We start from the raw sequence: 26297 nt of genomic DNA on the forward strand, positions 1-26297 counted from the left end.
AAAGGGGCGTTGGCGTGATGCCGGCGCCCTTTTCTATTGTCCCAGCACCTCGTCGAAGAAGCTCAGCAAGGAAGCCCAGCTCTGGCGGTCGGCGCTTTCGTTGTAGGCAGGGTGGGGGGAGCCATCGAAGGTGCGCTGGGTGGTGAAGCCGTGTTCGATCCCGGCATAGCTGTGAAAGTGCCAGTCGGCTTTCACGGCATCCATCTCTTCCCAGAATGCGAGAACCTGTTCGCGCGGGACGAGACTGTCGGCATCACCGTGACAGACGAGAATTCGCGCTGCGATAGGCTTGTCGGCGGGCAATCCCGTTTCGAGCAAGCCGTGAAAGCTGGCGACGGCAAGCAAGTCCTTCCCATCGCGTGCCATCTCTAGCACGGCCATTCCGCCGAGGCAGAACCCGATCGCCAGTTGCGGCAGATCGGGTTCCAGCTCGCGAAGCTTGGCGATCGTCGCGCGCAACCTTTTGCGCATCGCGGCAGGATCGGAACGTAGGGCCTTCATCGCGCCGAAGGCTTCGTCGGGATTGGACGGCGCATCGGGGCCGTAGAAGTCGCCGATGAAAACCGCATAGCCCTGATCGACCAGGCCCTGCGCCTTGGCCTCGACACCGGGCGTGGTGTTCATGAAGGTCGGGAAAACCGCCACGGCTGCGCGCACAGCTCCTTCGGGCTGGGCGTACAAGCCGGTGAGGGGTGTATCGCCGTCGCGGTATGCGATCTTCTCGAATTGCATCACTCGGGCAGGAAATCCGGCACCGAGAGGTAACGCTCGCCCGTATCGTAGTTGAACCCGAGCACCCGCGTGCCCGCATCGAGTTCGGGCAGCTTCTTCGCGATCGCGGCGAGAGTTGCGCCCGAAGAAATGCCGACGAGCATGCCTTCCTCGGCAGCAGCGCGGCGCGCCATTTCCTTGGCGTCTTCGGGCTCGACCTGGATGGCGCCGTCGATCGAGCTGGTATGAAGGTTGCCCGGGATGAAACCGGCACCGATCCCCTGGATCGGGTGAGGGCCGGGCTGGCCGCCGCTGATAACGGGCGAAGCCGTCGGCTCGACCGCATAGGCTTTCATATCACCCCAATGGCGCTTCAGCTCTTCCGCGCAGCCCGTCAGGTGTCCGCCGGTACCGACGCCGGTGATCATCACGTCGATCGGATCATCGGCGAAGTCGGCGAGGATTTCTTTCGCAGTCGTGCGGACGTGCACTTTCCAGTTGGCATCATTGTCGAACTGGCTCGGCATCCATGCGCCTTCGGTTTGCTCGACCAGTTCGGTCGCGCGTTCGATCGCGCCCTTCATGCCCTTTTCCTTCGGCGTAAGGTCGAAGGTTGCACCATAGGCCAGCATCAGGCGGCGCCGTTCGAGGCTCATGCTCTCCGGCATGACGAGCACCAGCTTGTAGCCCTTGACCGCTGCCACCATGGCAAGACCGATACCGGTGTTGCCGCTCGTCGGCTCGATGATGGTGCCGCCGGGCTTCAGCGCGCCGGATGCTTCGGCGTCCTCGACCATGGCAAGACCGATGCGGTCCTTGATCGATCCACCGGGGTTGGCGCGTTCCGATTTCACCCACACTTCGTGGTCGGGGAACAGGCGCGAGAGCCGGATGTGCGGTGTTCCGCCAATGGTTTCGAGAATATTTGCGGCTTTCATGTCAGGCCTCCTGGGATCGCGTGTCTGAATGGTGGTCTAGCAGTTCTTCGGGCGGATCGAAGGTTTTTGTGGTTCGCAGCACCGGGAAGATGCGGCTCCACAGCGCCACGGTGACGATTGCGCCCGCGCCTCCGGTCACAACCGCGGCGACAGGTCCTATCAGGAAAGCGAGGCTTCCGGAGAAGAAATCCCCGAACTCGTTCGAAGCGCTGATGGTGAGCAGACTGACCGAGGAAACGCGCCCACGCTTGTCGTCTGGCGTATGCAACTGGATAAGCGACTGGCGGATATAAACGCTGAACATGTCTGCCGCTCCGACAATGAACAGCATCGCGAGGCTGAGCGGCATTGAAGTCGAGAAACCGAAGATGATCGTGGCCAGCCCGAATACGAACACCGCCCAGAGCATTTTCGGGCCGACATTGCTCTTGAGCGGGCGAAAGCTGAAAATCAGCGCGGTGAGCGCAGCGCCTATGGCTGGCGCCATGGCGAGCTGGCTGAGGCCCGGCGCTCCGACATCGAGGATGTCGCGGGCATAGACCGGGAAGAGTGCCGTGGCTCCGGCCAAGAAAACGGCGAACAGATCGAGTGTGATCGCGCCAAGCACCATCTTGTTGCGCCACACATAGTGGAGCCCGTCGATGACCTGTCCGATGGGCCGCTGATCCTTGCGCACGGCGGGCTGCGGCACCTTTCCGATCAGGCTCAGCGAGATGATCGATACGAGAAATAGCGCGGCAGCAATCGCGTATGGCAGGGCTTGATCGACTACGTAGAAATACCCACCGAGAGCTGGGCCAACAATCATGCCGACTTGCCAGGCGATCGAGGACAGCGCGATCGCGTTGGGCAGAATTACCTTGGGCACCAGGTTGGGGGCGAGGGCGGACAGGGCGGGGCCCGCAAACGCGCGGGCAATCCCAAGTGCCACAGCTATCGAAAACAGCACGGGCAGGGTCATGGCGTCCTGCCATGTGACCCAGGCCAGCACGGCCGCGCAAGCAAGCTGCAGGAGAACGGTTATGCGGCCAGTGTTGCGCCGGTCGAAACGGTCGGCCGCCAGGCCGGCGAAGGGCGTAAGAAAAAATAGCGGCGCGAATTGCAGCAGCCCGATAAGGGCCAACTGGCCGGATGCCCCGCCAACCGACATCCCGCTGTCGCGCGCGATATTGTAGGTTTGCCAGCCGATGATGAGCAGCATGGCATACTGCGCCAGCGTCATCGAAAGGCGTGAAACCCAGTACGCGCGGAAATTCGCGACGTGAAACGGATGGCGCTCGGTTTGCTGTTCGTCGCTCACAAATGCGCAATGGCAGGCCGCAAAGGGCCTGCCAAGACGTCAAAATCTAGCCATGTCGGAAGCGGCGCTATTGCCGCCTTTCAAGCATTCCTTATCAGCGCGGGCGACGCAGGCGCGGATTGGGCTGCAGCGTATCGATGATCGCCATGAAATCGTCGAAACGGATAATCCGTTCGAACTGGAAGCCGGCGCGCTCGTCACGGGTCCAGATCACATAGGCCTCGATCCGGCCAACGACCGGAAGGCGGATGATTACGCGATCGCCGCGTTGCAATCTCTTCGCGTCGTCAACCATGAATCCATGGGCCGAAATGTTCGCGACATGGAGATCGATATCTCCGTGGGTGTTGTGTTCGACGATCACCGGAAAATCCACCGGATGACGCGCGGCACGGCGCAAGTCGGTTACACTCAGATTAGCTCCTGCCGTCACGGCGCATGACCCTCCGTTCTGTGTCGTTACGAACGGACTTAATGCGCCATAAAGCCTGACATTTAGTAAAGCCGCTTTTGTCTAAATTCGGGACATTTGGCCTTGTATTCTCGCCCTATTCGACGAGCAATCCGTGCTTTTTCTTGCCCAGGCTGAGGCGAATCGTTTCCCCGGCACCGGGTTGCACCAGCATTCCGGGATCGCTTACGGTCTGATCGTCCAGCTTGACCGCACCCTCCGCAATCTTGCGCTTGGCCTCGCCATTGGAGGCGGTGAAACCGATCGCGGTAAGCGCCGCACCGATCCGCATGCCCTCGGCACCGAGCGATAGCGTCGGCAGATCCTCGCCTGCGCCCGAGCCTGCAAAGGTCTCTTGCGCTGTCGCTTCTGCAGCCCGGGCGGCATCCCGTCCGCGCACCAGCGCAGTTACCTCGTTCGCGAGGATCACCTTGGCGTCGTTGATCTGGGCACCCTCGAGCGCTTCTAGCCGCGCGATCTCGTCCAGCGGCAGGTCGGTGAAGAGTTTGAGGAAACGCCCGACATCGCGGTCATCCACATTGCGCCAGTACTGCCAGAAGTCGTAACTCGGCAGCTGCGCTTCGTTAAGCCAGACCGCGCCTGCCGCGGTCTTGCCCATCTTTGCCCCGTCCGCAGTCGTCAGAAGCGGCGTGGTCAGGCCGAACAGCTCCATGCCGTCCATGCGCCGGCCAAGCTCCATACCGTTGACGATATTGCCCCATTGGTCGCTTCCGCCCATCTGCAGGCGAACGCCCATTTCCTTTGCCAGGTAACGGAAATCGTAGCCCTGAAGGATCATGTAGTTGAACTCGAGAAACGTCATCGGCTGCTCTCGTTCGAGGCGCAATTTGACCGAATCGAAGGTCAGCATGCGGTTCACCGTGAAATGCGTGCCGACTTCCTGTAGCAGTTCGATGTAACCCAGCTTGCCGAGCCAGTCGTTATTGTTGACCATTACCGCGTCGGTTGGGCCGTCGCCGAAAGTCAGAAGCTTTTCGAAAACCGTGCGTATGCCGGCGATGTTTTCTTCAATGGCTTCGTCGGTTAGCATCTTGCGACTCTCGTCGCGCCCGGTCGGATCGCCGATGCGCGTCGTTCCGCCACCCATTAGCACGATGGGCTTGTGGCGGGCCTGTTGAAGTCGGCGGAGCATCATGATCTGGACCAGGCTGCCGATGTGCAGCGAAGGTGCGGTCGCATCGAATCCGATATAGCCGGGAACGACCTGCTTGCTGGCAAGGGCATCGAGGCCCTCTGCATTGGTCATCTGGTGGATATACCCGCGCTCTTCGAGGACGCGCAGAAGATCGGACTGGTAGGTGGTCATCGTGTTCTCTTGCCTTGGGAGGGCGCGGTTAGCATGGAGAGGGGGTAATGCAAACGCATCAACTCATCGCGCACCCTTCGCATCCGCCGCTCGAGGTCTCGGGCATTGAAGCCCGCTTGCGCAGTGATGATCCGAACTGGCTGCGGATCCGCTGGCGAATAGATGGCGTCGGCGCGCTGATCCTGCCGAAGATCGGGACGAAAGCGCGCGCAGACGGATTGTGGCAGACGACGTGTTTCGAATTGTTCGTGAGACCCCAAGACGGCGGCGCCTATAGCGAATGGAACCTCTCCCCTTCCCGGCGCTGGAACGCTTACGACTTTGACAGCTATCGCGAGGGAATGCGCGAACGGGATGTTGCGCGCGAGCCAGATGGGCAACTCCACGCAGGATCGAGCTTCGTGCTGTTCGACGCTGCGATTCCGCGCGGCGCGCTGCCACGCCTGCCAGCGGATGTAGCCATAACCGCCGTGCTCGAGGAGGAGGGCGGCATAAAAAGCTACTGGTCGATCGTTCATCCTGAAGGGAAGCCCGATTTCCATCATACCGCTTGCTTCGCAGCGACAATTCCCGCAACCGACGCTCCATGAAATTCGGTATCGATCGTCTGCTGTCCGACCAAAAGCTCCTCGGTGAACTCGAGGGCAAGCGCGTCGCGCTAGTCGCCCATCCGGCGAGTGTGACCAAGGACCTTACCCATAGTCTCGACGCACTGATTGCGGCGGGCGTGAACGTGACGAGCGCGTTCGGGCCGCAGCACGGCCTCAAGGGCGACAAGCAGGACAATATGGTCGAGACCGCGGACGAGACCGATCCGCAATACGGCATTCCGGTCTTCTCGCTCTATGGCGAGGTGCGCCGACCGACCGGCCAGATGATGTCGAGTGCCGACGTCTTCCTGTTCGACCTGCAGGACCTCGGCTGCCGCATCTACACCTTTGTCACCACTTTACTCTATCTCCTTGAAGAGGCTTCGAAAACGGGAAAGAGCGTGTGGGTTCTGGACCGACCCAATCCTGCCGGCCGTCCGGTCGAGGGGACGCTGCTCGTACCCGGTAACGAAAGCTTCGTCGGCGCAGCACCGATGCCGATGCGGCACGGGCTTACGATGGGTGAAATGGGGCACTGGTTCATCGATCACTTCGGCCTCGACGTTGATTATCGCGTCGTCGCGATGGAGGGCTGGGAGCCGGACGGGCCGGGGCATGGCTGGCCGACCGATCGGATCTGGATCAATCCCTCGCCAAACGCTGCCAACGTCAACATGGCGCGTGCCTATGCCGGCACGGTCATGATCGAAGGCGCGACACTGAGTGAAGGGCGGGGGACCACCCGCCCGCTCGAAGTCCTGTTCGGCGCGCCCGATATCGATGCCAAGGCGGTGCTGGCGGAGATGTGGTCGCTGGCGCCCGACTGGATGGAAGGCTGCGCGATCCGCGAATGCTGGTTCGAGCCGACCTTCCACAAGCATGCAGGAACGCTCTGCAACGCGCTGATGATCCACGCAGAAGGGCCGTTTTACCAGCACGACAATTTCAAACCGTGGCGGATGCAGGCGCTCGCCTTCAAGGCGATCCGGACCCTTTATCCGGACTACCCTATCTGGCGCGGCACGGATTTCAAATACGAGTATACCGAAGACGTTCTCGCGATCGACGTCATCAACGGCGGGTCGTCACTGCGCGAATGGGTCGATGATCCCTCGGCCAGGCCATCCGATCTCGATGCCCTGGCGAGCAATGACGAGGCAAGCTGGATCGCGACCGTGCGCGATCACCTGCTCTACTGATCGGGCCGAGCGGATATGGACCACGAAAACCCTTCTCCGATCATGACCGAAAAGGAAGCCGAAGGCCTTCTTACGGCGAACAATCGCGATGCTGTCGCCATGCTGGCCAAGGCTGACCATCGAATGTTGGCAAGGGACCATCGCGCCGCCAGTGCCTATTATGGTCAGGTCGGTAAATTGGCTGCCACTGGCTCGGTAATCAGCGCCGATGAACTCGCACGAGCGAATAGCGCAGCACAATGGCTCGCGGTGCGATTTCGAGAACAGATCCTTTCATCCCTCGATGCCAGTGGCATGACGCAGAATGAGAGGCATCCGAGATTTCAGAAATCTCTGGAGATCATGTTCGGTCAAAGGCAGCGTGAGCCGGAATACGTCCCGTATCCGCAAATTCCGATGACCTATTTCTACCCGGATACAGAATATTGCGAGTTTTCCGACCGAACCAGTCATGCGTGGGTTTCCGAGCTCGAAGCGCAAACGGACGCCATTCGGAAAGAAGCCCTCAGCATGCTGGAAACAGCGGGGACATTCAGTGCATATGTCAAAGCAGACCAGTCCCGGCCGCAGGGCGACGTTCACGGGCTGATGGAAGACGACCGCTGGAGCACCTTCTATCTGACCGAAAAAGGCCGTGAATTACCTGAGCGGACCCGGCAATGTGCGAAGACCTGGGCAGCGATGCAGCGAGACGTTCCGCTGTGTGATGTTCCCAATCGTGCGCCGTCCGTGCTTTATTCGCTGCTCCGCGCAGGTTTTCGAATCCCTCCTCACACCGGGATGCTCAACACGAGGCTGATCTGCCACCTGCCACTGGTCATACCGGACAATTGCCGGTTTCGTGTCGGGAGCCAGACCAGGGAGTGGGTCGAAGGCGAATTGATGCTGTTCGACGATACGGTCGAGCACGAAGCGATCAACGACAGCGCGGAAGATCGGATCGTCCTGATTTTCGATGTGTGGAGGCCCGAAATCAGCGAGGCTGAGCGTAAACAGATCAGGGCGCTGTTTGACGCGGTCGATAGTTACTGATCGTCTGCCTCAGCCAGGTCGGGTCGATTGAATCTGATGTAATCCTGCGCGTCGCCATCCCATTGGAAGGCAACGCCCGGCTCTTCGTCGAGGAGGTGTATCCAGCGGTCGTCACGATTGAGGACCGCTCCCAGCGCAATGTATCGCGGTGCCGAGTCATTTGCCTGATCCGCCTCGACTTCGGCCTCGCTTCCGCGCAAACGCCAGCCGCTATCTTCGTATTCGTCACCTTCGCGCGTCATGTCGGGTGTTTCGCGGTAGAGATAATCGACGTGGCTTCGCCCTTCGACAATGCAGGCATCGACAAGACAACGCTCCCAATACTCGCGCCGTTCGGGCGTTTCAGGCCGCGGATTGTCCTTGTGAAAAGCGGTCGAAATCACGTGGGTGAGGGGGATTGCGACCGGATTGCCCGCCTCGATCAAGGACATGTCGGAAGGGTCATTGTCGAGCGTGCCATACACCACCCCATCCTCGATGCGCTCGATCAGCACCCACATACGTTCGGCATCGTATTTCGTTTCACCCTCGGTCTGGGTGAAAATCGCCTTTATACCATCGCCGGGCCTTAGAGCTTCGAGCTCTTGGGGATGCGGCATGAAAAAGGTGTAGGGCGCTTCGGCAGCGATCGGTCGCGGGTCGCGCAGCGCTATGCCAGGGGGCAATCCTCCCAGGCTCAATGCCCCTGTTTCCGGCTCAATTCGCGCATTGCATCGTCCAGACCATCGAGCGTGAGCGGATACATCCGGTCGTTGATCAGCTGCTTCATGATCTTGGTCGACTGCGAATAGCCCCACTGCTTTTCCGGCACTGGATTGAGCCAGACGGTCGCCGGATAGGTGTTGGCCACGCGCTGCATCCAGATCGCGCCGGCTTCTTCGTTCATGTGCTCGACGCTGCCGCCCGGATGGGTGATCTCATAGGGGCTCATCGCGGCATCGCCGACGAAGATCACCTTGTAGTCGTGGCCGTATTTGTGGAGGATGTCCCAGGTCTTGGTCCGCTCCTGCCAGCGCCTGCGGTTATCCTTCCATACCCCTTCGTAAAGGCAATTGTGGAAATAGAAAAACTCCAGGTTTTTGAACTCGGTAGTGGCTGCACTGAAGAGCTCTTCGCAAAGCTTGATGAACGGGTCCATCGAGCCGCCAACATCGAGAAAAAGCAACAGCTTCACCGCATTGCGGCGTTCGGGGCGCATGTGAATATCGAGCCAGCCCTGCTTCGCGGTGCCGTCGATCGTCGCGTCGAGGTCGAGCTGGTCTGCCGCACCCTCGCGCGCGAAACGGCGCAGGCGGCGCAGCGCCATCTTGATGTTGCGGGTGCCGAGCTCTTTCGTGTTGTCTAGGTTCTTGAACTCGCGCTTGTCCCACACCTTGATCGCGCGCTTGTGCTTGCTCTCTCCGCCGATGCGCACACCTTCGGGATTGTAGCCCGAATTGCCGAAGGGCGAGGTCCCGCCGGTGCCGACCCATTTGTTGCCACCCTGGTGCCGCTTTTCCTGTTCCTCCAGACGCTTCTTCAGCGTCTCCATGATCTCGTCCCAGTCACCCAGCGACTTGATCTTTTCCATCTCTTCTTCGGAAAGGAACTTCTCGGCCACAGCCTTGAGCCAGTCCTCCGGGATTTCCACCGGGTTCTGGCCGTAGTCGGTCAGGATACCCTTGAAGACCTTCTGGAAAACCTGGTCGAACCGGTCGAGCAGACCTTCGTCTTTCACGAAGGTGGCACGTGAGAGGTAATAGAACGCCTCGGGAGACTGTTCGATCACATCCTTGTCGAGCGCCTCCAGCAATGTGAGGTGCTCCTTGAAGCTCGCGGAGATGCCGGCTTCGCGCAATTCGTCGACAAAGTTGAAAAACATGGCCGGAACCTAGCCCGCAGAAACGGCGAGCGCCAGCATTTCGCGCAGGCCCTAACCAATTTAATGCTTCGATAACCAAGGTTCGTTACCGCTGTAATCAACGAACAGGGGTCGAAATTAATGAAGCCAGTAGAGATTGATCCGCAGGCCGGTACCGCACTCGATCAGATACCGGTCAAATGTGGCGATGTGACCATCGGCTGCACCGATGTCGCGGGTATTGTCGAAGCAGTCATCCAGTCCTCGAAAAATCTGCGTGCGGAACACGATGCGCTGCGCGGGACGGTGGGCGAACTCGAGGCAGACCAGGAGCGTGTCGCGCAAGCCAGCGACGAAGCGCGCTTGCTTTCGGAGCGTGCCATCGAGCGCCTGGGCGAGGGCACCGATCTCATCCAGTCCTCGCTTGGCAAGATCAACGGCGTCCTGACACTTGTCGAATCCCTGTCCCAGCACGTCACGAGTTTTGCAGCCGCGATGGAGCAGGTCCGGCGCAGCGCGCAGGACATCGACCAGATTGCCGAAACCACCAACATCCTCGCTCTCAATGCCACGATCGAAGCGATGCGCGCCGGTGACGCGGGCCGCACTTTCGCGGTTGTCGCCGGTGAGGTGAAGAGCCTCGCCAACGATACCCGCAAGGCTACAGAAGAGATTTCCGCGACCGTCGAGGCTCTCGGCATCGAGGCGAATACGGTGATCGAACGAATTGAGTCGGGCTCGAAAGCGAGCGACGAGGCGAAGGAATCGGTCGCACAGATCGAGTCCACCATGCTGAGCGTGAGCGACCTTGTGGAAGAGGTCGACAAGCAGAACGACCAGATCGCGCGTTCGACCAGCACGATCAGCGGCCATGTCACGCGTGTGCAGGACGTCCTCGACAGCTTCGACAAGGCAGCGATCGACAACGAATCCAAGCTGTCCGAAGCGCATCGACGGATGGAAGAACTCGAACTGACGGCGAGCGAGATGTTCGATCAGCTCGTCAAGGCCGGCCTTTCACCGCGCGACAGTCTGATGGTCGAAAAAGCGCAGGAAATTGCCGCGGAACTGGCCGAGGTTGCCGAGAAGGCGATCGAAAAGGGTGACCTGTCAATGAGCCAGCTTTTCGATCAGGACTACCGGGAAATTCCGGGGTCGAACCCCAAGCGCTATCGCACGAGCCTCTGTGACTGGGCAGACAAGAACTGGCGTCCGATCAACGACCGTACGGTGGCTGAGGGCGGTGACGTCATCATCTCGTCGCAGGCGGACATGAACGGTTTCCTGCCGACCCACGTCACCGCACATTCGAAAGCGCCGACGGGTGATCTTGCGCATGACACGCAATATTGCCGCAATGGCCGGATCATCCTGGAGGGGATCGACCTCGTCGCGAAGAAGACCAGCGATCCCTACACGATGGCGGTCTATCGCCAGGAAGGCGACGGCACCAATTACGTCATCGTGCGCAACATCTACGTTCCGCTCGTGATCAACGGACGCCGCTGGGGCGATTGCGAACTGGCCTACGCCTTCAACTGAGGAACAACCGGCACCTGAAGTGCCGGCTCCGATGGCCGCTGTCAGCTGGGGTTGCGGCGAGCCATGAAGGCAAGCCGTTCGAACATCATCACATCCTGCTCGTTCTTGAGCAGAGCGCCGTGGAGCGGCGGAATGGCGCTGTTCGGATTTGAATCCTGCAGAACCTCGACCGGCATATCCTCGTTCAGGAGCAGCTTGAGCCAGTCGATCAACTCGCTCGTCGAGGGTTTCTTCTTCAGGCCAGGGACTTCGCGCAGCTCGTAGAAGATATCCATCGCCTTGGTGACGAGGTTCTTCTGGATGCCGGGATGGTGCACCTCGATGATCTCGCGCATCGTGTCGCGGTCGGGGAACTTGATGTAGTGGAAGAAGCAGCGGCGCAGGAATGCGTCGGGCAGTTCCTTCTCGTTGTTCGAGGTAATGACTACGATCGGGCGCTCTTTCGCGGTGATGGTCTCATGCGTTTCATAAACGTCGAAGCTCATCCGATCGAGTTCTTGCAAGAGATCGTTCGGAAACTCGATATCGGCCTTGTCGATCTCGTCGATCAGCAGAACGGGCAGTTCAGGCGATGTGAACGCCTCCCACAGCTTGCCCTTCTTGATGTAGTTGGAGATATCGTGGACGCGTTCGTCGCCCAGCTGGCCGTCGCGCAGGCGCGCCACCGCGTCATACTCGTATAGACCCTGTTGAGCCTTGGTGGTCGACTTGACGTTCCACTCGATCAGGGGCGCGCCGATTGCCTTGGAGATTTCGTGCGCCAGCACGGTCTTGCCCGTGCCCGGCTCGCCCTTGACCAGCAGCGGGCGGCGCAAGGTAACGGCAGCATTCACCGCTACCTTGAGATCATCGGTCGCAATATAGCTTTCGGTGCCTTCGAAGCGCTGGTCGGTCATCGGTTTCCTAACTTGTGTTTCATTGGGCAATGGAACTTTACGTAAGCGTTAGGGACGGGCGAACCGCTGTGCAAGGGTGACGCTGCGTAAGCTATCCAATTGGCGAGCGCTGGCGGGCTATGCGGGTAACAATCGCGCGGCTGCTGCGTATAATCATGAAAGAGCCGCCACAAAGGGAGCGTCCATGCCGACAGAAGCCATCGCCATTTCGACCAGCGCCGGTCACGATCTTTCGGGCGCGTTGGAATTGCCCACAGGATTGGTGCGCGGTGCCGCACTGTTCGCGCATTGCTTTACCTGCACCAAGCAATCGAAGGCGGCCGTGGCGGTCTCTCGCGCGCTGGCAAAAGAGGGGATCGCCTGCCTGCGCTTCGATTTCACCGGTCTTGGGGGAAGCGGCGGCGATTTCGGTCGCGCCGGGTTTGCCACCGATGTCGCGGATCTCGTGGCGGCGGCGCAGCACATGGTCGAACGATTCGGCAAGCCTATCCTCATGGTCGGCCATAGCCTTGGCGGAGCCGCAGTACTCGCGGCGGCAGACGACCTCGGCTTCGAGCATATTGCGGCCATCGCGACCATCGGCGCGCCTTCGGACGTGCCGCACGTGCTCGAGCGGATCGAGGGCGACCTGAATGCGGTCGAGCAAGATGGAGAAGGAGCGGTTTCCATCGGTGGCCGCGACTTCGCATTGAGCCGCGAATTCATCGAGAAAACGAAAGCGATCGACCTGCTGGGCGAAGTCGCCCGTGTGCGCGTGCCCTTGCTGTTCCTCCACTCACCGACCGACAGCGTGGTTGGGGTCGAACATGCGACAGCCCTGTTCAGCGCGGCCAAGCACCCCAAGAGCTTCGTCAGCCTGATGGATGCCGATCACCTTCTGCTGGAAGAGCGAGATGCCAGCTTTGCGGCGCGAATGATTGCCACCTGGGGCGCACGCTATATCCCGATGAAGGATGACTGGCCGATGCCGGAAGAGGGCGTCGTGGTGCAGACCGGACACGGAAAGTTCGGTACGGAAGTGCATACGGTCAGCCATTCCTTCATCGCGGACGAACCGAGGAGTTACGGCGGGGACGATACCGGCCCCACACCCTACGATCTGCTGCTAGGCGCGCTCGGCACCTGCACTGCGATGACGATGAAGATGTATGCCGACCGCAAGAAGTGGCCGTTCGAGGGGACGCGGATATACCTCACCCACGAACGCGATCACGCCGAAGATTGTGAACATCCGCTCGAAGAGGGGGCTCAGGTCCAGGCCATCAAGCGAAAGATAGTGCTATTGGGCGACCGGCTGACCGAAGATCAGCGGGCAAGGATTATCGAAATCGCCGACAAGTGTCCGGTGCACCGCACGCTGGAGGGCCATCTGCACATCCATACGGAGCGCGGTTGAGCGCGCATTTCTACGCGTCGATCAGATCGCGATCGACGTCGCTTGCGTGGTTCTGGATGAAGTTGAACCGGTGTTCGGGGTTGCGGCCCATCAATTCGTCCACGAGGCGGGCGACACCGGCGCGATCTTCGAATTCCTGCGGCAGGGTGATGCGGATGAGCGAGCGCGTTTCGGGGTTCATCGTCGTCTCGCGCAATTGTGCGGGGTTCATTTCGCCCAGACCCTTGAAGCGCGCGACATCGACCTTCTTGCCCTTGAACACCGTTTCTTCCAGCTCTGCGCGATGCGCATCGTCGCGGGCGTAGCGGCTCTCCTTGCCTGCGGTGAGGCGATAGAGCGGGGGCTGGGCGAGGAACAGGTGCCCCTTGCGCACGACTTCGGGCATTTCCTGGAAGAAGAACGTCATCAACAGCGTCGCGATATGCGCGCCATCGACGTCCGCGTCGGTCATGATGATGATGCGATCGTAGCGCAGGTTTTCCGGGTCGCAGTCCTTTCGCGTGCCGCAACCCATGGCGAGCGTCAGGTCAGCGATTTCCGCATTTGCGCGGATCTTGTCGGCAGTGGCCGAGGCCACGTTGAGGATCTTGCCGCGGATCGGCAGGATCGCCTGCGTCTTGCGATTGCGGGCCTGCTTGGCGCTGCCGCCTGCCGAATCGCCTTCGACGATAAACAGCTCGGTCTCACCCTCGCCATCGCCCGAACAGTCGGTCAGCTTGCCGGGTAAGCGCAGCTTCTTCGCGTTGGTCGCGGTCTTGCGCTTGATCTCGCGTTCCTGCTTGCGCCGGAGCCGCTCGTCCATGCGCTCCATCACCTGGCCGAGCAGTGCCTTGCCGCGTTCCATATTGCCGGTGAGGAAATGGTCGAAGTGATCGCGGATGGCGTTTTCGACCAGGCGCGCAGCCTCGGGCGAGGTCAGCCGGTCCTTGGTCTGCGACTGGAACTGCGGATCGCGGATGAAGACGCTGAGCATGACCTCGCCACCGGTCATCACGTCGTCGGCGGTGATGTCCTTGGCCTTCTTGGTCTGCGTCAGCTCGCCGAAGGCGCGAAGCCCCTTGGTCAGCGCCGCGCGCAGGCCCTGCTCATGCGTGCCGCCATCGGGGGTCGGCACGGTGTTACAATACCAGCTGGTCGATCCGTCCGAGTAGAGCGGCCAAGCGACCGCCCATTCGACACGACCCTGCTCGTCCGGAAACTCCTGCGTCCCCGTGAAGGGCTGGGAGGTGACGCATTCACGTTCGCCGATCTGTTCGGCGAGGTGATCGGCAAGGCCGCCGGGAAACTTGAAGGTCGCTTCCTCGGGCACATCCTCGCTGGCGAGCGAAGGCGCGCATTTCCAGCGGATCTCGACCCCTGCGAACAGGTAAGCCTTGGAGCGGGCGAGCTTGAACAGGCGGGCCGGTTTGAACTGCCGATCGCTGAATATCTCGGTATCGGGCGTGAAGGTGACGGTGGTGCCGCGCCGGTTCGGGGTCGGGCCAAGCTCCTCGATCGGCCCGAGCGTCTGACCCTTGGAAAACTCCTGCGCATAAAGCTGCCGGTCGCGCGCGACCTCGACGCGGGTATGCTCGGACAGCGCATTGACGACGCTGACGCCGACGCCGTGGAGGCCGCCCGAGGTGGCGTAGGCCTTGCCCGAGAACTTGCCGCCCGAGTGCAGTGTCGAAAGGATCACCTCGAGCGTCGATTTGCCCGGAAACTTGGGATGTTCGTCGACCGGAATACCGCGCCCGTTGTCGGCAATGGAAAGCCGGTTTCCTTCTTCCAGCTTCACCTCGATCCGGCTTGCATGACCTGCGACGGCTTCGTCCATCGCGTTGTCCAGCACTTCGGCAGCGAGATGGTGCAGGGCGCGGTCATCGGTTCCGCCGATATACATGCCGGGGCGGCGGCGGACGGGCTCGAGCCCCTCCAGCACCTCGATAGAGGAGGAGTCGTAATCGCCGCTGGAAGCAGGCGTGCCATCAAACAGGTCTTCGGACATAGATCGAGCTATATGCCCTGCGTCTGTGCCCCCACAAGCGGGGCGCGCAGGTTATCTTCAGTCGCTGAAGCTGGTGGGTGCGTTAGCCACCACCGAAACTTCACCATTGCGAACCTCGCGAACTTCCCATGCGCGCTGGATCACGCCATTGCGGTTGAAGCGGAAGGCGCCGTCCACCCCCAGAAAGCCGCCATCGCTGTAGAGAATCCTCTTGGGAAAACGGTCACCCACGCGCCAGTCGCGCGCCACGCGCAGGGTCATCAGTACCGCGTCATAACCAAGCGTCGAAATCCGGTGCGGCGAGCCGCCGAAGCGATCCTGGTAGCTGTCGCGATAGCGCCGGAAGCGATTGTCGGAGACGGCAGAGAACAGTGCTCCGCGAAGCGCGGCGGCGCGGGTCACGGCGCTTTCGCCGCTCCACAGCTCGGTCCCGAGGATTTGCGTCCCCGCACCGTCGCCCGACTTGATCTCGCCCGCTGCCTGGGTCGCAAGCCGCGCCCCGTCGGCGATCAGGACGGTATCGTAGCCACCACGCGCCCTGAGGCGCTGTGCAGCGCTGACGATCGAGGTGTTGCCGCGCGCATAGTTTTCAGACGTAGCAAGTGAGCCGCCATATTCGCGCAGGGCATTTGTCAGGGCGCTCTCTGCACGCTGGCCATAATCGCCGGACGGCAGGAGCACTGCGAAATTGTTCGATCCGCGTTGACGGGCATAGGCTACGCTGCGCTCGATCGACTGCTCAGGGATGTGCCCCATCACGAAGACATCTTCGCTGGCGACACTGGTGTCGTTCGAGAAGGAAATGAGCGGCACGTTGTTGGGTGCTGCGACCGAGGAAACCTGCTGGACATTGTCGGCAAGCAGCGGGCCCAGAATCAGCCGGTTGCCATCGGCAACAGCCTTTTCGGCCGCGCTGCGTGCACCCTGTGTGGTGTCATAGGTGGTGATACGCAGGTTGCTCGCATTGGTATCGAGCAGCGCCATGGTCGTCGCATTGGCAATCGATTGGCCGACGCTCCCATTGGTGCCCGACATCGGAACGAGCAGAGCGATGCGATGACGCGTCTCGTCGGTCGGAAGTGCGGTGGCACTGGGTTCCGTCGTCGGTCCGGTGACCGGTCCGGTCGTATCGGGCCCCGTCTTGGGGATGATCTGACACGCCCCCAGCAGCATGGCAGTACCAGCCACCATCCAGTTGCGACGATTGAACAAATTCCGCTTCATGCTTGCCGACCCTATGCTGCTCGATCAAAAGGGAGGGGTGCAAAACACCACCAACTCTGAATCAAGCGTGTCTGAACCTCTCGAACCCGGGCTCTATATCGTTGCAACGCCGATTGGCAATCTCGGCGATGTAACGATGCGTGCTGTCGACGTGTTGAGCCGATGCGATGCAATTGCCTGCGAAGACACGCGCGTTACGGGCAAATTATTGAAGCATCTGGGGCTGTCGAAGCCGCTCTGGCGCTATGACGATCACGCCGGCGAGAACGACCGGGCAAGGCTTGTCGTGGCGATGCAAGAACAGGCCGTGGTGCTGGTGAGCGATGCGGGGACTCCGCTGGTGTCCGACCCGGGTTACCGGCTCGTCCGCGATGCAAGGGCTGCCGGTGTTTCGGTGACAAGCCTGCCCGGCGCTTGCGCTGCCATTGCGGGGCTGACGCTCTCGGGACTGCCTAACGATCGGTTCCTTTTCGCAGGGTTCCTGCCGGTCAAGGACAAGGCGCGGCGCGACATGCTGGAGGAACTGGCGGGCATCGACGCCACGCTGGTCTTCTACGAGACCGGGCCGCGCCTGGTGAAATCGCTGGAGACCATGGCGGAAATCTGGCCGTACCGTGAAGTGGCCGTGGCACGCGAGCTCACCAAGCTGCACGAGGAGTGCCGGACAGGGGCCGCCGGTGAACTTGCCGCGCATTATGGCGAGCGTCCGCCCAAGGGAGAGATCGTCCTTCTTGTGGGACCGCCAGCCGAAGAAGCAGGCGAGATCGATGCCGAGGCCTTGCTGCGCCAGGCGCTCGAAACGCTCAAGCCATCGCAGGCGGTCGCGCAAGTTGCCAAGGCAACCGGACGTGATCGCAAGGAGCTCTACACGCTGGCGATGGAAATCAAGGCGGAATGAAGCGGCAGCAGGCCGAAAGGCAGGGCCGGGAAAGCGAGCGCTGGGCGGCCACGTGGCTGCGCCTCAAGGGCGGGCAGGTCCTCGCAGAGCGGGTGAAGACGCCGCGCGGAGAGATCGACCTTATCGCGCGTAAACGCGGTCTCGTCGCGTTCATCGAAGTGAAGTGGCGCAAGAGGCGCGAAGAACTCGACCATGCGATAGACGCTTACCGCTTGCGAAGGGTGGCCGCCGCGGTGGAATGCGTCGCGCATGAATATGCTGGGGCGGGGGAAGATATCCGTGTCGACGTGATCCTCCTTGCGCCGGGCGCAATCCCTCGCCACATCGTCAACGCCTGGCAGCCATGAGGATAACACTATGAGCCTGCGTATCGCCGTCCAGATGGACCCGATCGAGAACATCAATATCGCGGGCGATTCCTCTTTCGCACTGATGCTGGCCGCGCAGGAGCGAGGGTATTCGGTCTACGAGTATCACGTGGAGAGCCTGTCGCTGGATTCCGAGGATCGCCTCTATGCGCAGTGCTATCCGGTAACGGTCCAGCGGGTCGAGGGTGATCACTTTACCAAGGGTGAGGCGCAGCGGCTCGACCTCGGGCGCGATATCGATGTCGTGCTGATGCGGCAGGACCCGCCGTTTCACATGGGTTATATCACCGCGACGCATTTGCTCGAGCGGATCCAGAACGAAACGCTGGTGGTCAATGATCCCGTCCATGTCCGCAATGCGCCTGAAAAGGTCATGGTGCTCAATTACCGGCGCTTCATGCCGCCGACGCTGGTCACGCGCTCGGTCGATGAGGCGCGGCGGTTCATGGAAGAGCATGGCGCAATCGTGATGAAACCGATCCACGGGAACGGCGGCAAGGCGATCTTCCGCATTCCGGCGGACGGCGACAATCTGACCGCGCTGTTCGAAGTCTTCAACCAGACCTGGCCCGAGCCGCACATGCTGCAGCCTTTCCTTCCCGAGGTGGCCAAGGGCGACAAGCGCATCGTCCTGGTCGATGGCGAGATCGCAGGCGCGATCAACCGTATTCCCGGCAAGGGCGAGTTCCGCTCGAACCTTGCCATGGGCGGCAGCGCGGAGGCGACCGAGCTGACCGATCGCGAGCGTGAGATCTGCGAGGCGATGGGGCCCGACCTCAAGCGTCTCGGCCTGACCTTCGTCGGGATTGACGTGATCGGCGGGAAATATCTCACGGAGATCAATGTCACGTCGCCGACCGGCATCGTCGCAATCGACCGGTTCAACGGGACCGATACGGCTGCGATGATCTGGGACGCGATCGAGCGCCGCCACGCGGCGCTGGCAGAAAGCTAACCTTTCTCGCGCGTGCCTTTACCGGCTCGGGGATGCGCATTGCGGTAATTGTCGAGCATCGTTGCGGCATCGACCTTCGTATAGATCTGGGTCGAGCCGAGCGAGGCGTGGCCGAGCAGCTCCTGCAAGCTCCTGAGGTCGGCGCCCGCACCCAGCAGATGCGTCGCGAAACTATGCCGCAAAGCGTGTGGTGTGGCGGTTTCCGGCAGGCCGAGCGCGATCCGCGCGCGCGCCATTGCCCGCTGCACCATTGCCTGGCTCAACGGACCGCCCTTGACCCCGCGAAAGAGCGCTTTGTCTGGAGAGAGCGGCCAGGGGCATCTGCGCGTGTAGTCCTCAACCGCCGCGCGCGTGATCGGAAGCGTGGGGACCATCCGTTGCTTGTTGCCCTTGCCGGTCACCTGCAGCACCTCGGCGAGAGGCGCGTCCTTGCCCTTGAGCGAGAGTGCTTCGGCTATGCGTAGGCCGGAACCATACATTAGCAGCAGCACGGCACGGTCGCGTGCGCCAACCCAGTCCTCGTTGGCGGTTCCGGCGACGAGATCTGCGATATTGACTGCATCGTCGGGCGTCACCGGGCGGGGCAGCCCTTTCTTGAGCCGCGGCCCGCGAAGGCGCGGGGCGGAAGCCTCGGTCTCACCCGCCTGCTCGCGGGCAAATTTGACGAAAGCCTTGAGCGCCGAGAGTTCGCGGGCGGCGCTCGCATTGCCGATGCCGGATTGGCGGCGGTCAGCGAGGTGGCGGCGCAGGTCGGGGCCTTCGATGCGTGAGACGGACGCCCAATCGCCGAGGTCACGTGCCTTGAGCAGGCGGTCGGCGCTGGCGAGGTAGGCGCGCACCGTATGCTCGCTTCGTCTGCGGGCATTGGCGAGGTGATCGCGCCACGCTTCGAGGAGATCAGCCGCGCTCATGCCGAGACAAGCTCGTCGGCAACCAGATCGCCCAGCAGGGCGTCGAGCAAGGGCATGCCTTCGCGGGTCAGGCCGATGCGCTCACCCTCACGCCAGACGAGGCCGAGGTTCTGGTGCAATTCGAGCTTCGCGGTATCGATCAAATTGCTGCTGGCAATGCCGAAGCGCTGCTCGATCCGAGCGAGGTCGATCCCCTCGACCAGCCGAAGACCGACCAGCAACGCCTCGGAGGCTTGCTCGGTCAGCGATAGTGCGCGCTCTTCCGCGATCCCGTGCTGCGACTTCGCGACCGCCGCGAGGAAATTCTCCGGTTTGCGGTGGCGCGTTGTCGCCATGCCGCAACGCCTGCCATGCGCGCCGGGGCCGATCCCGCAATAGTCCTCGTAACGCCAGTAGGTGAGATTGTGGCGGCTTTCCTCGCCCGGTTTGGCGTAGTTCGAGATTTCGTAGGGCGGCAAGCCCGCCGCCGCGGTCATGGCCTGCGTCAACGCATAGAGATCGGCCGCCGGATCATCGTCGAGCGGGGTGAACTTGCCGGTCCGCACATCGCTCGCAAACCGCGTGCTCGGCTCGATCGTCAATTGGTAGAGCGAGAGGTGGCCGGTGCCGTAGGCGAGTGCACGCTGAAGCTCTTCAGTCCATTGCGCTTCGGTTTGGCCGGGACGCGCATAAATCAGGTCGAAACTGACGCGATCGAACGCCTTCTGCGCCGTTTCCAGCGCTTTCTGCCCCTCTTCTGAGGAGTGCAGGCGGCCGAGAAATTGCAGCACATCGTCATCGAAGGACTGAATGCCGAGGGACATCCGGTTGACCCCGGCGCTAGCGAGCGACGTGAAATTGTTTGCTTCTACCGAGGACGGGTTGGCTTCCAGCGTGATCTCGATTTCCGGCTCGAAGCCCCACAGTTTCTCAGCCTCCGCCAGCAGTGCTCCAACGAGCGCGGGGGGCATCAGCGAAGGCGTGCCGCCGCCGAAAAAGATCGAGTGCAGTTTCTCGCCGCCTGCCAATTCCGCCTCGTGCCGCGTGTCGGCCAGAAGCGCCTCATGCCAAGCTTCCATCTCGACCGTCTCGCGGACATGGCTGTTGAAGTCGCAATAGGGGCATTTCTTCGCGCAGAAGGGCCAATGGATGTAGAGAGCGCGTGCCACGGTGGCGCGATCCTATGCTCTTTTTCGGGCCGGATTGCCAATCGTCATTGTCGAAAAACCCCACTCGTCCCAAATGTGTAACAGCCTGCGGCACCTGACCACCGTTTGGTAGCAAGTGGGTTTGACGCGGCCGCCGTTAACCTCTTTTCTAAGTTCGACGAAAGCCTTTCGGGATCAAGGGTAGGGTCATGAAAACGGGTCGAATACTGGCGCTCATGGGCGCATGCGCGGCTATTGCAGCCACGCCGAATATCTCTGCGCGCGATAACGCGCCCCGCAACAGCTTTGCGGCAGAATTGCTCGATGCGCACAATCTGGAGCGAGATCGCTTCGGCGCGCCGCGTGTTGCCTGGAGCGACAAGCTGGCGCGCGAGGCTCATGAATGGGCGCAACAGCTCGCACGGGAAGGCCGGATGCGCCATTCCACGCAAGCCGACCGGGGAGGCGCGGGTGAAAACCTCTGGATGGGGTCGGCCGGCAACTACTCGGCGAGCTTCATGGTCGAGGCTTTCGCAGCGGAAAAGCGCCACTTCAAACCGGGCAAGTTCCCGCACATATCGCGCACGGGCAACTGGCGTGACGTGGGCCACTACACGCAGGTTGTCTGGCACGACACGCGTCAGATCGGCTGCGCGGTTGTCCGCAACCAGCGCGATGATTTCCTTGTCTGTCGTTATTGGCCGGCCGGCAATACCTACGGCCACGAGATCCGCTGAGAGCTAGGTCCCGAACTGTTCGGCGGTCAGCTTTGCAAAGGCATCGGCGCGGTGGCTGATGCCGTGCTTTTCTGCCGGATCGATCTCGGCAAAGGTCTGCTCGCGGCCTTGAGGCACGAATACCGGATCATAGCCGAAGCCAAGGGTTCCGCGTGGTGGCCAGGTTAGCGAACCCGCGCATTTACCTTCGTAAACTTCGTATTCGCCATTGGGCCAGGCCAACGCCAGCACGCAATGGAAGGCGGCCGAGCGATCGACATCGGTGCCGAGTTGCTGGAGCATCCCCTCGACCTTGCCCATGGCCATATACCAGTCGCGGCCCGGATCGCCTTCGAACCACTGCCGCTCGGCCCAGTCTGCGGTATAGACGCCCGGCCTGCCATCGAGCGCATCGACCGACAGCCCGCTATCGTCGGCGAGCGCGGCGAGACCCGAAGCCTCGGCCGCCGCGCGCGCCTTGATTAGTGCGTTCTCGACGAAGGTCTTTCCTGTCTCGGCGGGCTCCGGCAGGCCCAGAGACCCTGCCGAAATGCACTTCACGCCATATGGCTCGAGCAGCGCCGAAATCTCTTTCAGCTTGCCCTCGTTATGCGTCGCGATGACGAGGCTGCCCGAACCGAGACGTCTTGTCATTTTACGGCGTCCCGCTGCGCTGCGAAGATTTCGTCGCAACCGATGCGTGCCAGGCGCAGAAGGCGAAGCAGGCCTTCTTCGTCATAGGTCGCGCCTTCGGCGGTGGCTTGTACTTCCGCAATCTGACCGCCTTCGATCAGCACGAAGTTCGCGTCCGCTTCAGCCGAGGAGTCCTCAGGGTAATCGAGGTCGAGCACCGGCGTGCCTTCGAAAATACCGCAGCTGATCGCCGCGACCTGGCCGGTGATTGGGTCTTCGGTCAGAGATCCGGCTTCGATCAGTCCGTTGACCGCGAGCCGCAGAGCTACCCAGGCGCCGGAGATCGACGCCGTGCGCGTGCCGCCGTCGGCCTGAATGACGTCGCAATCGAGCGTGATCTGACGCTCGCCCAGCTTCTTGAGGTCGACGACTGCGCGCAAACTGCGCCCGATCAAGCGCTGGATTTCCTGCGTCCGGCCCGACTGCTTGCCGCGTGCGGCTTCGCGTGAGCTACGCGTGTGAGTCGAGCGCGGGAGCATCGAATACTCACCCGTGACCCAGCCTTCACCCTTGCCGCGCAGCCACGGCGGAATGCGTTCTTCGATGCTGGCAGTGCACAGCACCCGCGTATCGCCGAAGCTGACGAGGCATGATCCCTCGGCATGTTTGGTGAAGCCGGTTTCGATAGTGATGGCGCGCATTTCATCGGGCGCGCGTCCTGAAGGTCGCATGAAATATCCTTGTACGATTCGCTTGGGCGCGGTTTGGCCGTGTAAGGCCTTGCCCGCAAGGCTTGAGGCTGGATGAGCAGTCGCTAGATAGAGATCATGTCGTCACCGCCGATTTCCGAACTGTCAGATCGCGCGAGGGATATCTTCCGCCTCGTGGTCGAAGGCTATCTGGAAAGCGGCCAGCCGGTCGGTTCGAAAACCCTGGCGAGCGATGCCTCCGTAAACCTCTCCCCAGCCTCTATCCGTTCGGTTCTGGCGGATCTGGAGCAAATCGGCTTGCTTGCCGCGCCGCATACGAGTGCAGGTCGCATGCCGACCGACAGCGGGCTACGCATGTTCGTCGATGGCATGATGCGGGTCGCAGCACCGACCGCCGAGGAGCGTGCCGCGATCGAAAAGAGGCTTGCCGAGCCCGGACCGATCGAACAGGCACTGGAACAGGCAAGCACCGTGCTGTCGGACCTTTCAGGTGCTGCCGGCATGGTCATGGTGCCTACCCGCGAAGCAAGGTTGGCGCAGTTTAGCCTCGTCAACCTCGGGCAGGGCAGGGCGCTCGCCGTGCTGGTGAGCGAGGATGGCGGTGTCGAAAACCGTGTGGTCGAACTGGGCGAGGCGATAGCACCTTCCGTGCTCGAGCAGGCGAGCAATTACATCACCGCTCGTCTCGCAGGACGGACGCTCGCCGACGCTGCCAGCGCAATGCGAGCAGAAATCAAGGCCGGAAAATCGCAACTCGATGTAGCGAGCAGGGATTTAGTCGAGCGCGGCCTAGCCGTATGGAGCGAGGATGCCGCTCAGCGGCCCGTGCTGATCATTCGCGGACAGGCCAAGCTGCTCGACGAGAGCGCGATGGGAGATATCGAGCGCATCCGGTCGTTGCTCGACGACCTCGAAAACAAGCAATCGGTGGCCGAATTGCTCGACAGCGCGCGCGATGCCGATGCGACGCGCATCTTCATCGGGAGCGAGAATCGGCTGTTTGCACTTTCGGGATCGTCGGTCATCGCTTCGCCCTATCGCGACCGCGAGGGACAGGTGGTCGGCGTGCTGGGCGTGATAGGCCCAACGCGGTTGAATTACGCGCGTGTCGTCCCCATGGTGGATCTCACAGCCCGGTCTCTGGGCAAGCTCATCGGATAGCTCTGGAAAACATACATCATGATCGACAATGACAAGCCGCACGACGAAGCGGTTGAAAAGGAACTGGAAGGCGTGCCGGAGGAAATGCTCGACGACGGCACGGAGGATGAGGATGGAAACTCGCTCGACGATGCCATCGCATCGCTTCGCGCGGATCTGGAGGCGGCCAAGCAGGACGCGCTCTACGCGCAGGCAGAAACGCAGAACGTCCGGCGTCGTCTCGAGAAGGATATGCAGGACGCGCGTGCCTATGCCGCAACCGGTTTTGCGCGCGATATCCTGAGCGTTGCCGACAATCTTGCACGCGCAATCGAGGCTATCCCCGAAAGCCTGCGCGAAGACGAAAGAATGCGCGGTCTCGTGACCGGTATCGAGGCGACCCAGCGCGAGCTCGAGAAAGTCTTCGGCCAGCACGGTATCACGCGGATCGCGGCTCAAGGCCTGCCGCTCGACCCCAACCAGCATCAGGCGATGATGGAAGTGCCGAGCGACGAGCATGAACCGGGCACGGTGGTGCAGGAAATGCAGTCGGGCTGGATGATCAAGGATCGCCTGCTGCGACCGGCGATGGTCGGCGTCGCAAAGAAGCCCGACTGAGTTTACCGGAACTTTTTGGAGAGCATGATGAGGACTGCAATCACACGGGTGGCGGTCCTCGCCTCCCTTTTCGCCGTGACGCCTGCGATGGCGGAGAGCGAGGGCGAGAAGCTCTCCGAACTGACCGAGCGCTATTACGATTACCAGGTCGAGCAATCGGGCCGGATCGAGGAAGCAAACGGGAGCACCAGTGCCGGTGCGCGGCTCTCGTCGGTGACGCCTGAGGCTCAGATTGCGCGCGCTCAGTATGCGAAAGAAATGCTTGAGGCGCTGGCCGCAATCGATCGCAATGCGCTCACCGAACGCGAGCGGATCGACGCGGCCGTATTCGAAACCCTGCTTCAGGAAGAGATCGGCGACGCGCGTTTCCGCGAGTGGGAAATGCCGTTCGATTCCGACAACAATTTCTGGAGTTATCTTGCCGCGACGCGGCCGCTCCAGACGGTCGAGGATTACGAGCGCTACATTTCGCGGATGCGCGATCTGCCGCGCTATTTCGACGAGAACATCGCCAATGCCCGCAGCGGGCTGGCGCGTGGATTTTCGGTACCCCGGGTGACGCTGGAAGGGCGCGACGCCTCTCTCGTGGCCTATGTCGTCGATGATCCTGAGGAGAGCCCGTTCTGGGGTGCATTCAAGAGGATGCCTGAGCGGTTTTCGCAGGCTGATGCCGATCGTCTGCAGGCCGCAGGCCGTGCTGCCATCGCTGACGCAGTGACGCCTGCCTATCGCGAGCTTCTCACCTTTTTCCGTGACGAGTATCTGCCGCAAACTCGCACATCGCTCGCCGCCAACGCCATGCCTGAGGGCCCGGCCTTCTACGCGCAGCAGATCAGACAATTTACGACGCTCGATATGACTGCCGAGGAAATCCACCAGATCGGCCTTGAGGAAGTCGCGCGCATTACCGCCGAGATGGAAAAGGTGAAGGCCGAAGCGGGTTTCGAAGGAACGCTGCCCGAGTTCGTCACCTTCCTGCGCACCGATCCGCAGTTTGTCGCCGACACGGGCGACGAGTTGATGGGTGTCTCCGCCTACACGGCCAAGCGCGTCGATGGAGAGCTGGCCAAGTATTTCGGCTTCCTGCCGCGCCACCGCTTTTCGATCAGGCCGGTCGATCCCGCCATCGCGCCGTTCTACACTGCCGGGCGCGGTGGCCTCGAATACTGCCAGATGAACACTTACGATCTGCCTTCCAGGCCGCTCTACAATATCCCGGCGCTGACACTGCACGAGTGCGCTCCGGGGCACAGTTTCCAGGCGGCGATCGCGCTCGAACAACCCGAAGCGCCGAAGTTCCGCCGTCAGACCTATTTCTCCGGCTTCGGGGAGGGTTGGGGACTCTACACTGAATATCTCGGCGAAGAGATGGGCATCTACCGCACGCCTTACGAGCGCTTCGGACGGCTGAGCTACGAAATGTGGCGCGCTGTCCGCCTCGTGATCGACACCGGTATTCACCACTATGGCTGGAGCCGCGAACAGGCGGTGGACTACCTCGCTACGCGCACGGCGCTTTCGGAGCATGAGGTCAATACAGAGGTCGATCGTTATATCAGCTGGCCGGGGCAGGCGCTTGCCTACAAGCTTGGCGAAATGACCATTCGCCGTGTTCGCGCGAAGGCCGAAGCGGAGCTTGGCAACGACTTCGACATTCGCAAATTCCACGATGTCATACTGTCGCTTGGCTCGGTTCCGCTCCCGGTCCTCGAGGAACGCATCGATGCCTTTATTGCCGATGGGGGGAAAGGACTTCCGGGGGTCGAATACGACTAATCTCGGAACAGG

Annotated in this window: 26 protein-coding genes; 12 read left to right on the forward strand and 14 right to left on the reverse strand. The window is 61.5% G+C overall.

What is annotated here, in order from left to right; translation table 11 throughout:
- Window positions 1-33: 33 nt before the first annotated feature.
- The 5 genes from CCE89_RS13290 to tyrS form a co-directional block, all read right to left on the reverse strand.
- Window positions 34-732, reverse strand: a complete 699-nt coding sequence (locus tag CCE89_RS13290; protein ID WP_086438529.1) for a dienelactone hydrolase family protein — start codon at window positions 730-732, stop codon at window positions 34-36.
- The gene (gene cysK / locus CCE89_RS13295; protein ID WP_086438530.1) at window positions 732-1649 is read right to left on the reverse strand and encodes a cysteine synthase A; all 918 of its coding nucleotides are present in this window, start codon (window positions 1647-1649) and stop codon (window positions 732-734) included. The genes CCE89_RS13290 and cysK overlap by 1 nt, the downstream gene beginning before the upstream one ends.
- Before the next feature lies 1 nt (window position 1650).
- Window positions 1651-2949: an MFS transporter gene (locus CCE89_RS13300; protein WP_086438531.1), complete on the reverse strand. Its 1299-nt coding sequence runs from the start codon at window positions 2947-2949 to the stop codon at window positions 1651-1653.
- A gap of 94 nt (window positions 2950-3043) precedes the next feature.
- Window positions 3044-3382, reverse strand: a complete 339-nt coding sequence (locus CCE89_RS13305) for a PilZ domain-containing protein (protein WP_086438532.1) — start codon at window positions 3380-3382, stop codon at window positions 3044-3046.
- 115 nt (window positions 3383-3497) lie between these two features.
- A complete protein-coding gene (gene tyrS, locus CCE89_RS13310) occupies window positions 3498-4727 on the reverse strand; it encodes a tyrosine--tRNA ligase (RefSeq protein ID WP_086438533.1) in 1230 nt (409 codons plus the stop codon).
- Between the two features lie 47 nt (window positions 4728-4774).
- Here tyrS and CCE89_RS13315 point away from each other — a divergent pair, with 47 nt between their 5' ends.
- Genes CCE89_RS13315 through CCE89_RS13325 form a run of 3 tightly spaced genes read left to right on the forward strand, consistent with a single transcriptional unit; the run spans window position 4775 to window position 7548 of the window.
- The gene (locus CCE89_RS13315) at window positions 4775-5317 is read left to right on the forward strand and encodes a DOMON-like domain-containing protein (RefSeq protein WP_086438534.1); all 543 of its coding nucleotides are present in this window, start codon (window positions 4775-4777) and stop codon (window positions 5315-5317) included.
- Window positions 5314-6516, forward strand: a complete 1203-nt coding sequence (locus CCE89_RS13320; RefSeq protein ID WP_086438535.1) for an exo-beta-N-acetylmuramidase NamZ family protein — start codon at window positions 5314-5316, stop codon at window positions 6514-6516. Before CCE89_RS13315 ends, CCE89_RS13320 begins: the two co-directional genes overlap by 4 nt.
- A 42-nt stretch (window positions 6517-6558) precedes the next feature.
- Window positions 6559-7548 carry an aspartyl/asparaginyl beta-hydroxylase domain-containing protein gene (locus CCE89_RS13325; RefSeq protein WP_234990082.1) on the forward strand — a complete coding sequence of 330 codons (990 nt, stop codon included), beginning with the start codon at window positions 6559-6561 and terminating at the stop codon, window positions 7546-7548.
- Here the strand turns inward: CCE89_RS13325 and CCE89_RS13330 are convergent.
- Window positions 7542-8213, reverse strand: a complete 672-nt coding sequence (locus CCE89_RS13330; protein ID WP_086438537.1) for an immunity protein Imm33 domain-containing protein — start codon at window positions 8211-8213, stop codon at window positions 7542-7544. The genes CCE89_RS13325 and CCE89_RS13330 overlap by 7 nt on opposite strands.
- Before the next feature lie 11 nt (window positions 8214-8224).
- Window positions 8225-9409, reverse strand: coding sequence for a vWA domain-containing protein (locus CCE89_RS13335; protein ID WP_086438538.1), 1185 nt, complete (start codon window positions 9407-9409; stop codon window positions 8225-8227).
- A 120-nt stretch (window positions 9410-9529) separates the two neighbouring features.
- On the opposite strand from CCE89_RS13335, the gene CCE89_RS13340 reads away from it, so the two are divergent.
- Window positions 9530-10930, forward strand: coding sequence for a methyl-accepting chemotaxis protein (locus CCE89_RS13340; protein ID WP_086438539.1), 1401 nt, complete (start codon window positions 9530-9532; stop codon window positions 10928-10930).
- A 41-nt stretch (window positions 10931-10971) separates the two neighbouring features.
- Here CCE89_RS13340 and CCE89_RS13345 read toward each other — a convergent pair whose 3' ends face one another.
- On the reverse strand, window positions 10972-11826 hold the full coding sequence (locus tag CCE89_RS13345; RefSeq protein WP_086438540.1) for an AAA family ATPase: 855 nt from the start codon (window positions 11824-11826) through the stop codon (window positions 10972-10974).
- Window positions 11827-12010: 184 nt separating this feature from the next.
- On the opposite strand from CCE89_RS13345, the gene CCE89_RS13350 reads away from it, so the two are divergent.
- Complete coding sequence (locus CCE89_RS13350) at window positions 12011-13222, forward strand: bifunctional alpha/beta hydrolase/OsmC family protein (protein ID WP_086438541.1); 1212 nt, start codon at window positions 12011-12013, stop codon at window positions 13220-13222.
- A 10-nt stretch (window positions 13223-13232) separates the two neighbouring features.
- On the opposite strand, the gene parE is transcribed toward CCE89_RS13350, so the two are convergent.
- Together parE and CCE89_RS13360 are read right to left on the reverse strand one after the other, a co-directional pair.
- The gene (gene parE, locus CCE89_RS13355) at window positions 13233-15209 is read right to left on the reverse strand and encodes a DNA topoisomerase IV subunit B (RefSeq protein WP_086438542.1); all 1977 of its coding nucleotides are present in this window, start codon (window positions 15207-15209) and stop codon (window positions 13233-13235) included.
- Between the two features lie 57 nt (window positions 15210-15266).
- Window positions 15267-16433 (reverse strand): penicillin-binding protein activator, encoded by a 1167-nt coding sequence (locus CCE89_RS13360; RefSeq protein WP_086438543.1) that lies wholly within the window; start codon window positions 16431-16433, stop codon window positions 15267-15269.
- Window positions 16434-16500: 67 nt separating this feature from the next.
- Between CCE89_RS13360 and rsmI the strand changes: the two genes are divergently transcribed.
- The 3 genes from rsmI to gshB are packed head-to-tail and all read left to right on the forward strand — an operon-like array spanning window position 16501 to window position 18654.
- Window positions 16501-17331, forward strand: a complete 831-nt coding sequence (rsmI, locus tag CCE89_RS13365) for a 16S rRNA (cytidine(1402)-2'-O)-methyltransferase (RefSeq protein WP_234990083.1) — start codon at window positions 16501-16503, stop codon at window positions 17329-17331.
- Window positions 17328-17678, forward strand: coding sequence for a YraN family protein (locus CCE89_RS13370; RefSeq protein ID WP_086438544.1), 351 nt, complete (start codon window positions 17328-17330; stop codon window positions 17676-17678). The genes rsmI and CCE89_RS13370 overlap by 4 nt, the downstream gene beginning before the upstream one ends.
- Before the next feature lie 10 nt (window positions 17679-17688).
- The gene (gshB, locus tag CCE89_RS13375) at window positions 17689-18654 is read left to right on the forward strand and encodes a glutathione synthase (protein WP_086438545.1); all 966 of its coding nucleotides are present in this window, start codon (window positions 17689-17691) and stop codon (window positions 18652-18654) included.
- Here the strand turns inward: gshB and CCE89_RS13380 are convergent.
- Together CCE89_RS13380 and hemW are read right to left on the reverse strand one after the other, a co-directional pair.
- Window positions 18651-19565, reverse strand: coding sequence for a tyrosine recombinase XerC (locus CCE89_RS13380; RefSeq protein ID WP_086438546.1), 915 nt, complete (start codon window positions 19563-19565; stop codon window positions 18651-18653). The genes gshB and CCE89_RS13380 overlap by 4 nt on opposite strands.
- Window positions 19562-20713, reverse strand: a complete 1152-nt coding sequence (hemW, locus tag CCE89_RS13385) for a radical SAM family heme chaperone HemW (RefSeq protein WP_086438547.1) — start codon at window positions 20711-20713, stop codon at window positions 19562-19564. Before hemW ends, CCE89_RS13380 begins: the two co-directional genes overlap by 4 nt.
- Window positions 20714-20901: 188 nt before the next feature.
- On the opposite strand from hemW, the gene CCE89_RS13390 reads away from it, so the two are divergent.
- On the forward strand, window positions 20902-21429 hold the full coding sequence (locus CCE89_RS13390; protein WP_234990084.1) for a CAP domain-containing protein: 528 nt from the start codon (window positions 20902-20904) through the stop codon (window positions 21427-21429).
- A 3-nt stretch (window positions 21430-21432) separates the two neighbouring features.
- On the opposite strand, the gene rdgB is transcribed toward CCE89_RS13390, so the two are convergent.
- Window positions 21433-22062, reverse strand: coding sequence for an RdgB/HAM1 family non-canonical purine NTP pyrophosphatase (rdgB, locus tag CCE89_RS13395; RefSeq protein ID WP_086438549.1), 630 nt, complete (start codon window positions 22060-22062; stop codon window positions 21433-21435).
- Window positions 22059-22772 carry a ribonuclease PH gene (gene rph, locus CCE89_RS13400; protein WP_086438550.1) on the reverse strand — a complete coding sequence of 238 codons (714 nt, stop codon included), beginning with the start codon at window positions 22770-22772 and terminating at the stop codon, window positions 22059-22061. Before rph ends, rdgB begins: the two co-directional genes overlap by 4 nt.
- Before the next feature lie 96 nt (window positions 22773-22868).
- Between rph and hrcA the strand changes: the two genes are divergently transcribed.
- From hrcA to CCE89_RS13415, 3 genes are read left to right on the forward strand one after another with little or no spacing between them, the layout of a single operon-like run.
- A complete protein-coding gene (hrcA, locus tag CCE89_RS13405; RefSeq protein WP_086438551.1) occupies window positions 22869-23912 on the forward strand; it encodes a heat-inducible transcriptional repressor HrcA in 1044 nt (347 codons plus the stop codon).
- A gap of 18 nt (window positions 23913-23930) precedes the next feature.
- Window positions 23931-24509 carry a nucleotide exchange factor GrpE gene (grpE, locus tag CCE89_RS13410; protein WP_086438552.1) on the forward strand — a complete coding sequence of 193 codons (579 nt, stop codon included), beginning with the start codon at window positions 23931-23933 and terminating at the stop codon, window positions 24507-24509.
- Window positions 24510-24536: 27 nt separating this feature from the next.
- Window positions 24537-26285 (forward strand): DUF885 domain-containing protein, encoded by a 1749-nt coding sequence (locus tag CCE89_RS13415; RefSeq protein WP_234990085.1) that lies wholly within the window; start codon window positions 24537-24539, stop codon window positions 26283-26285.
- Window positions 26286-26297: the final 12 nt, after the last annotated feature.

It is taken from the genome of Altererythrobacter xiamenensis (assembly GCF_900177715.1).
In the GTDB taxonomy this organism is placed as follows: Bacteria; Pseudomonadota; Alphaproteobacteria; order Sphingomonadales; family Sphingomonadaceae; genus Erythrobacter; species Erythrobacter xiamenensis.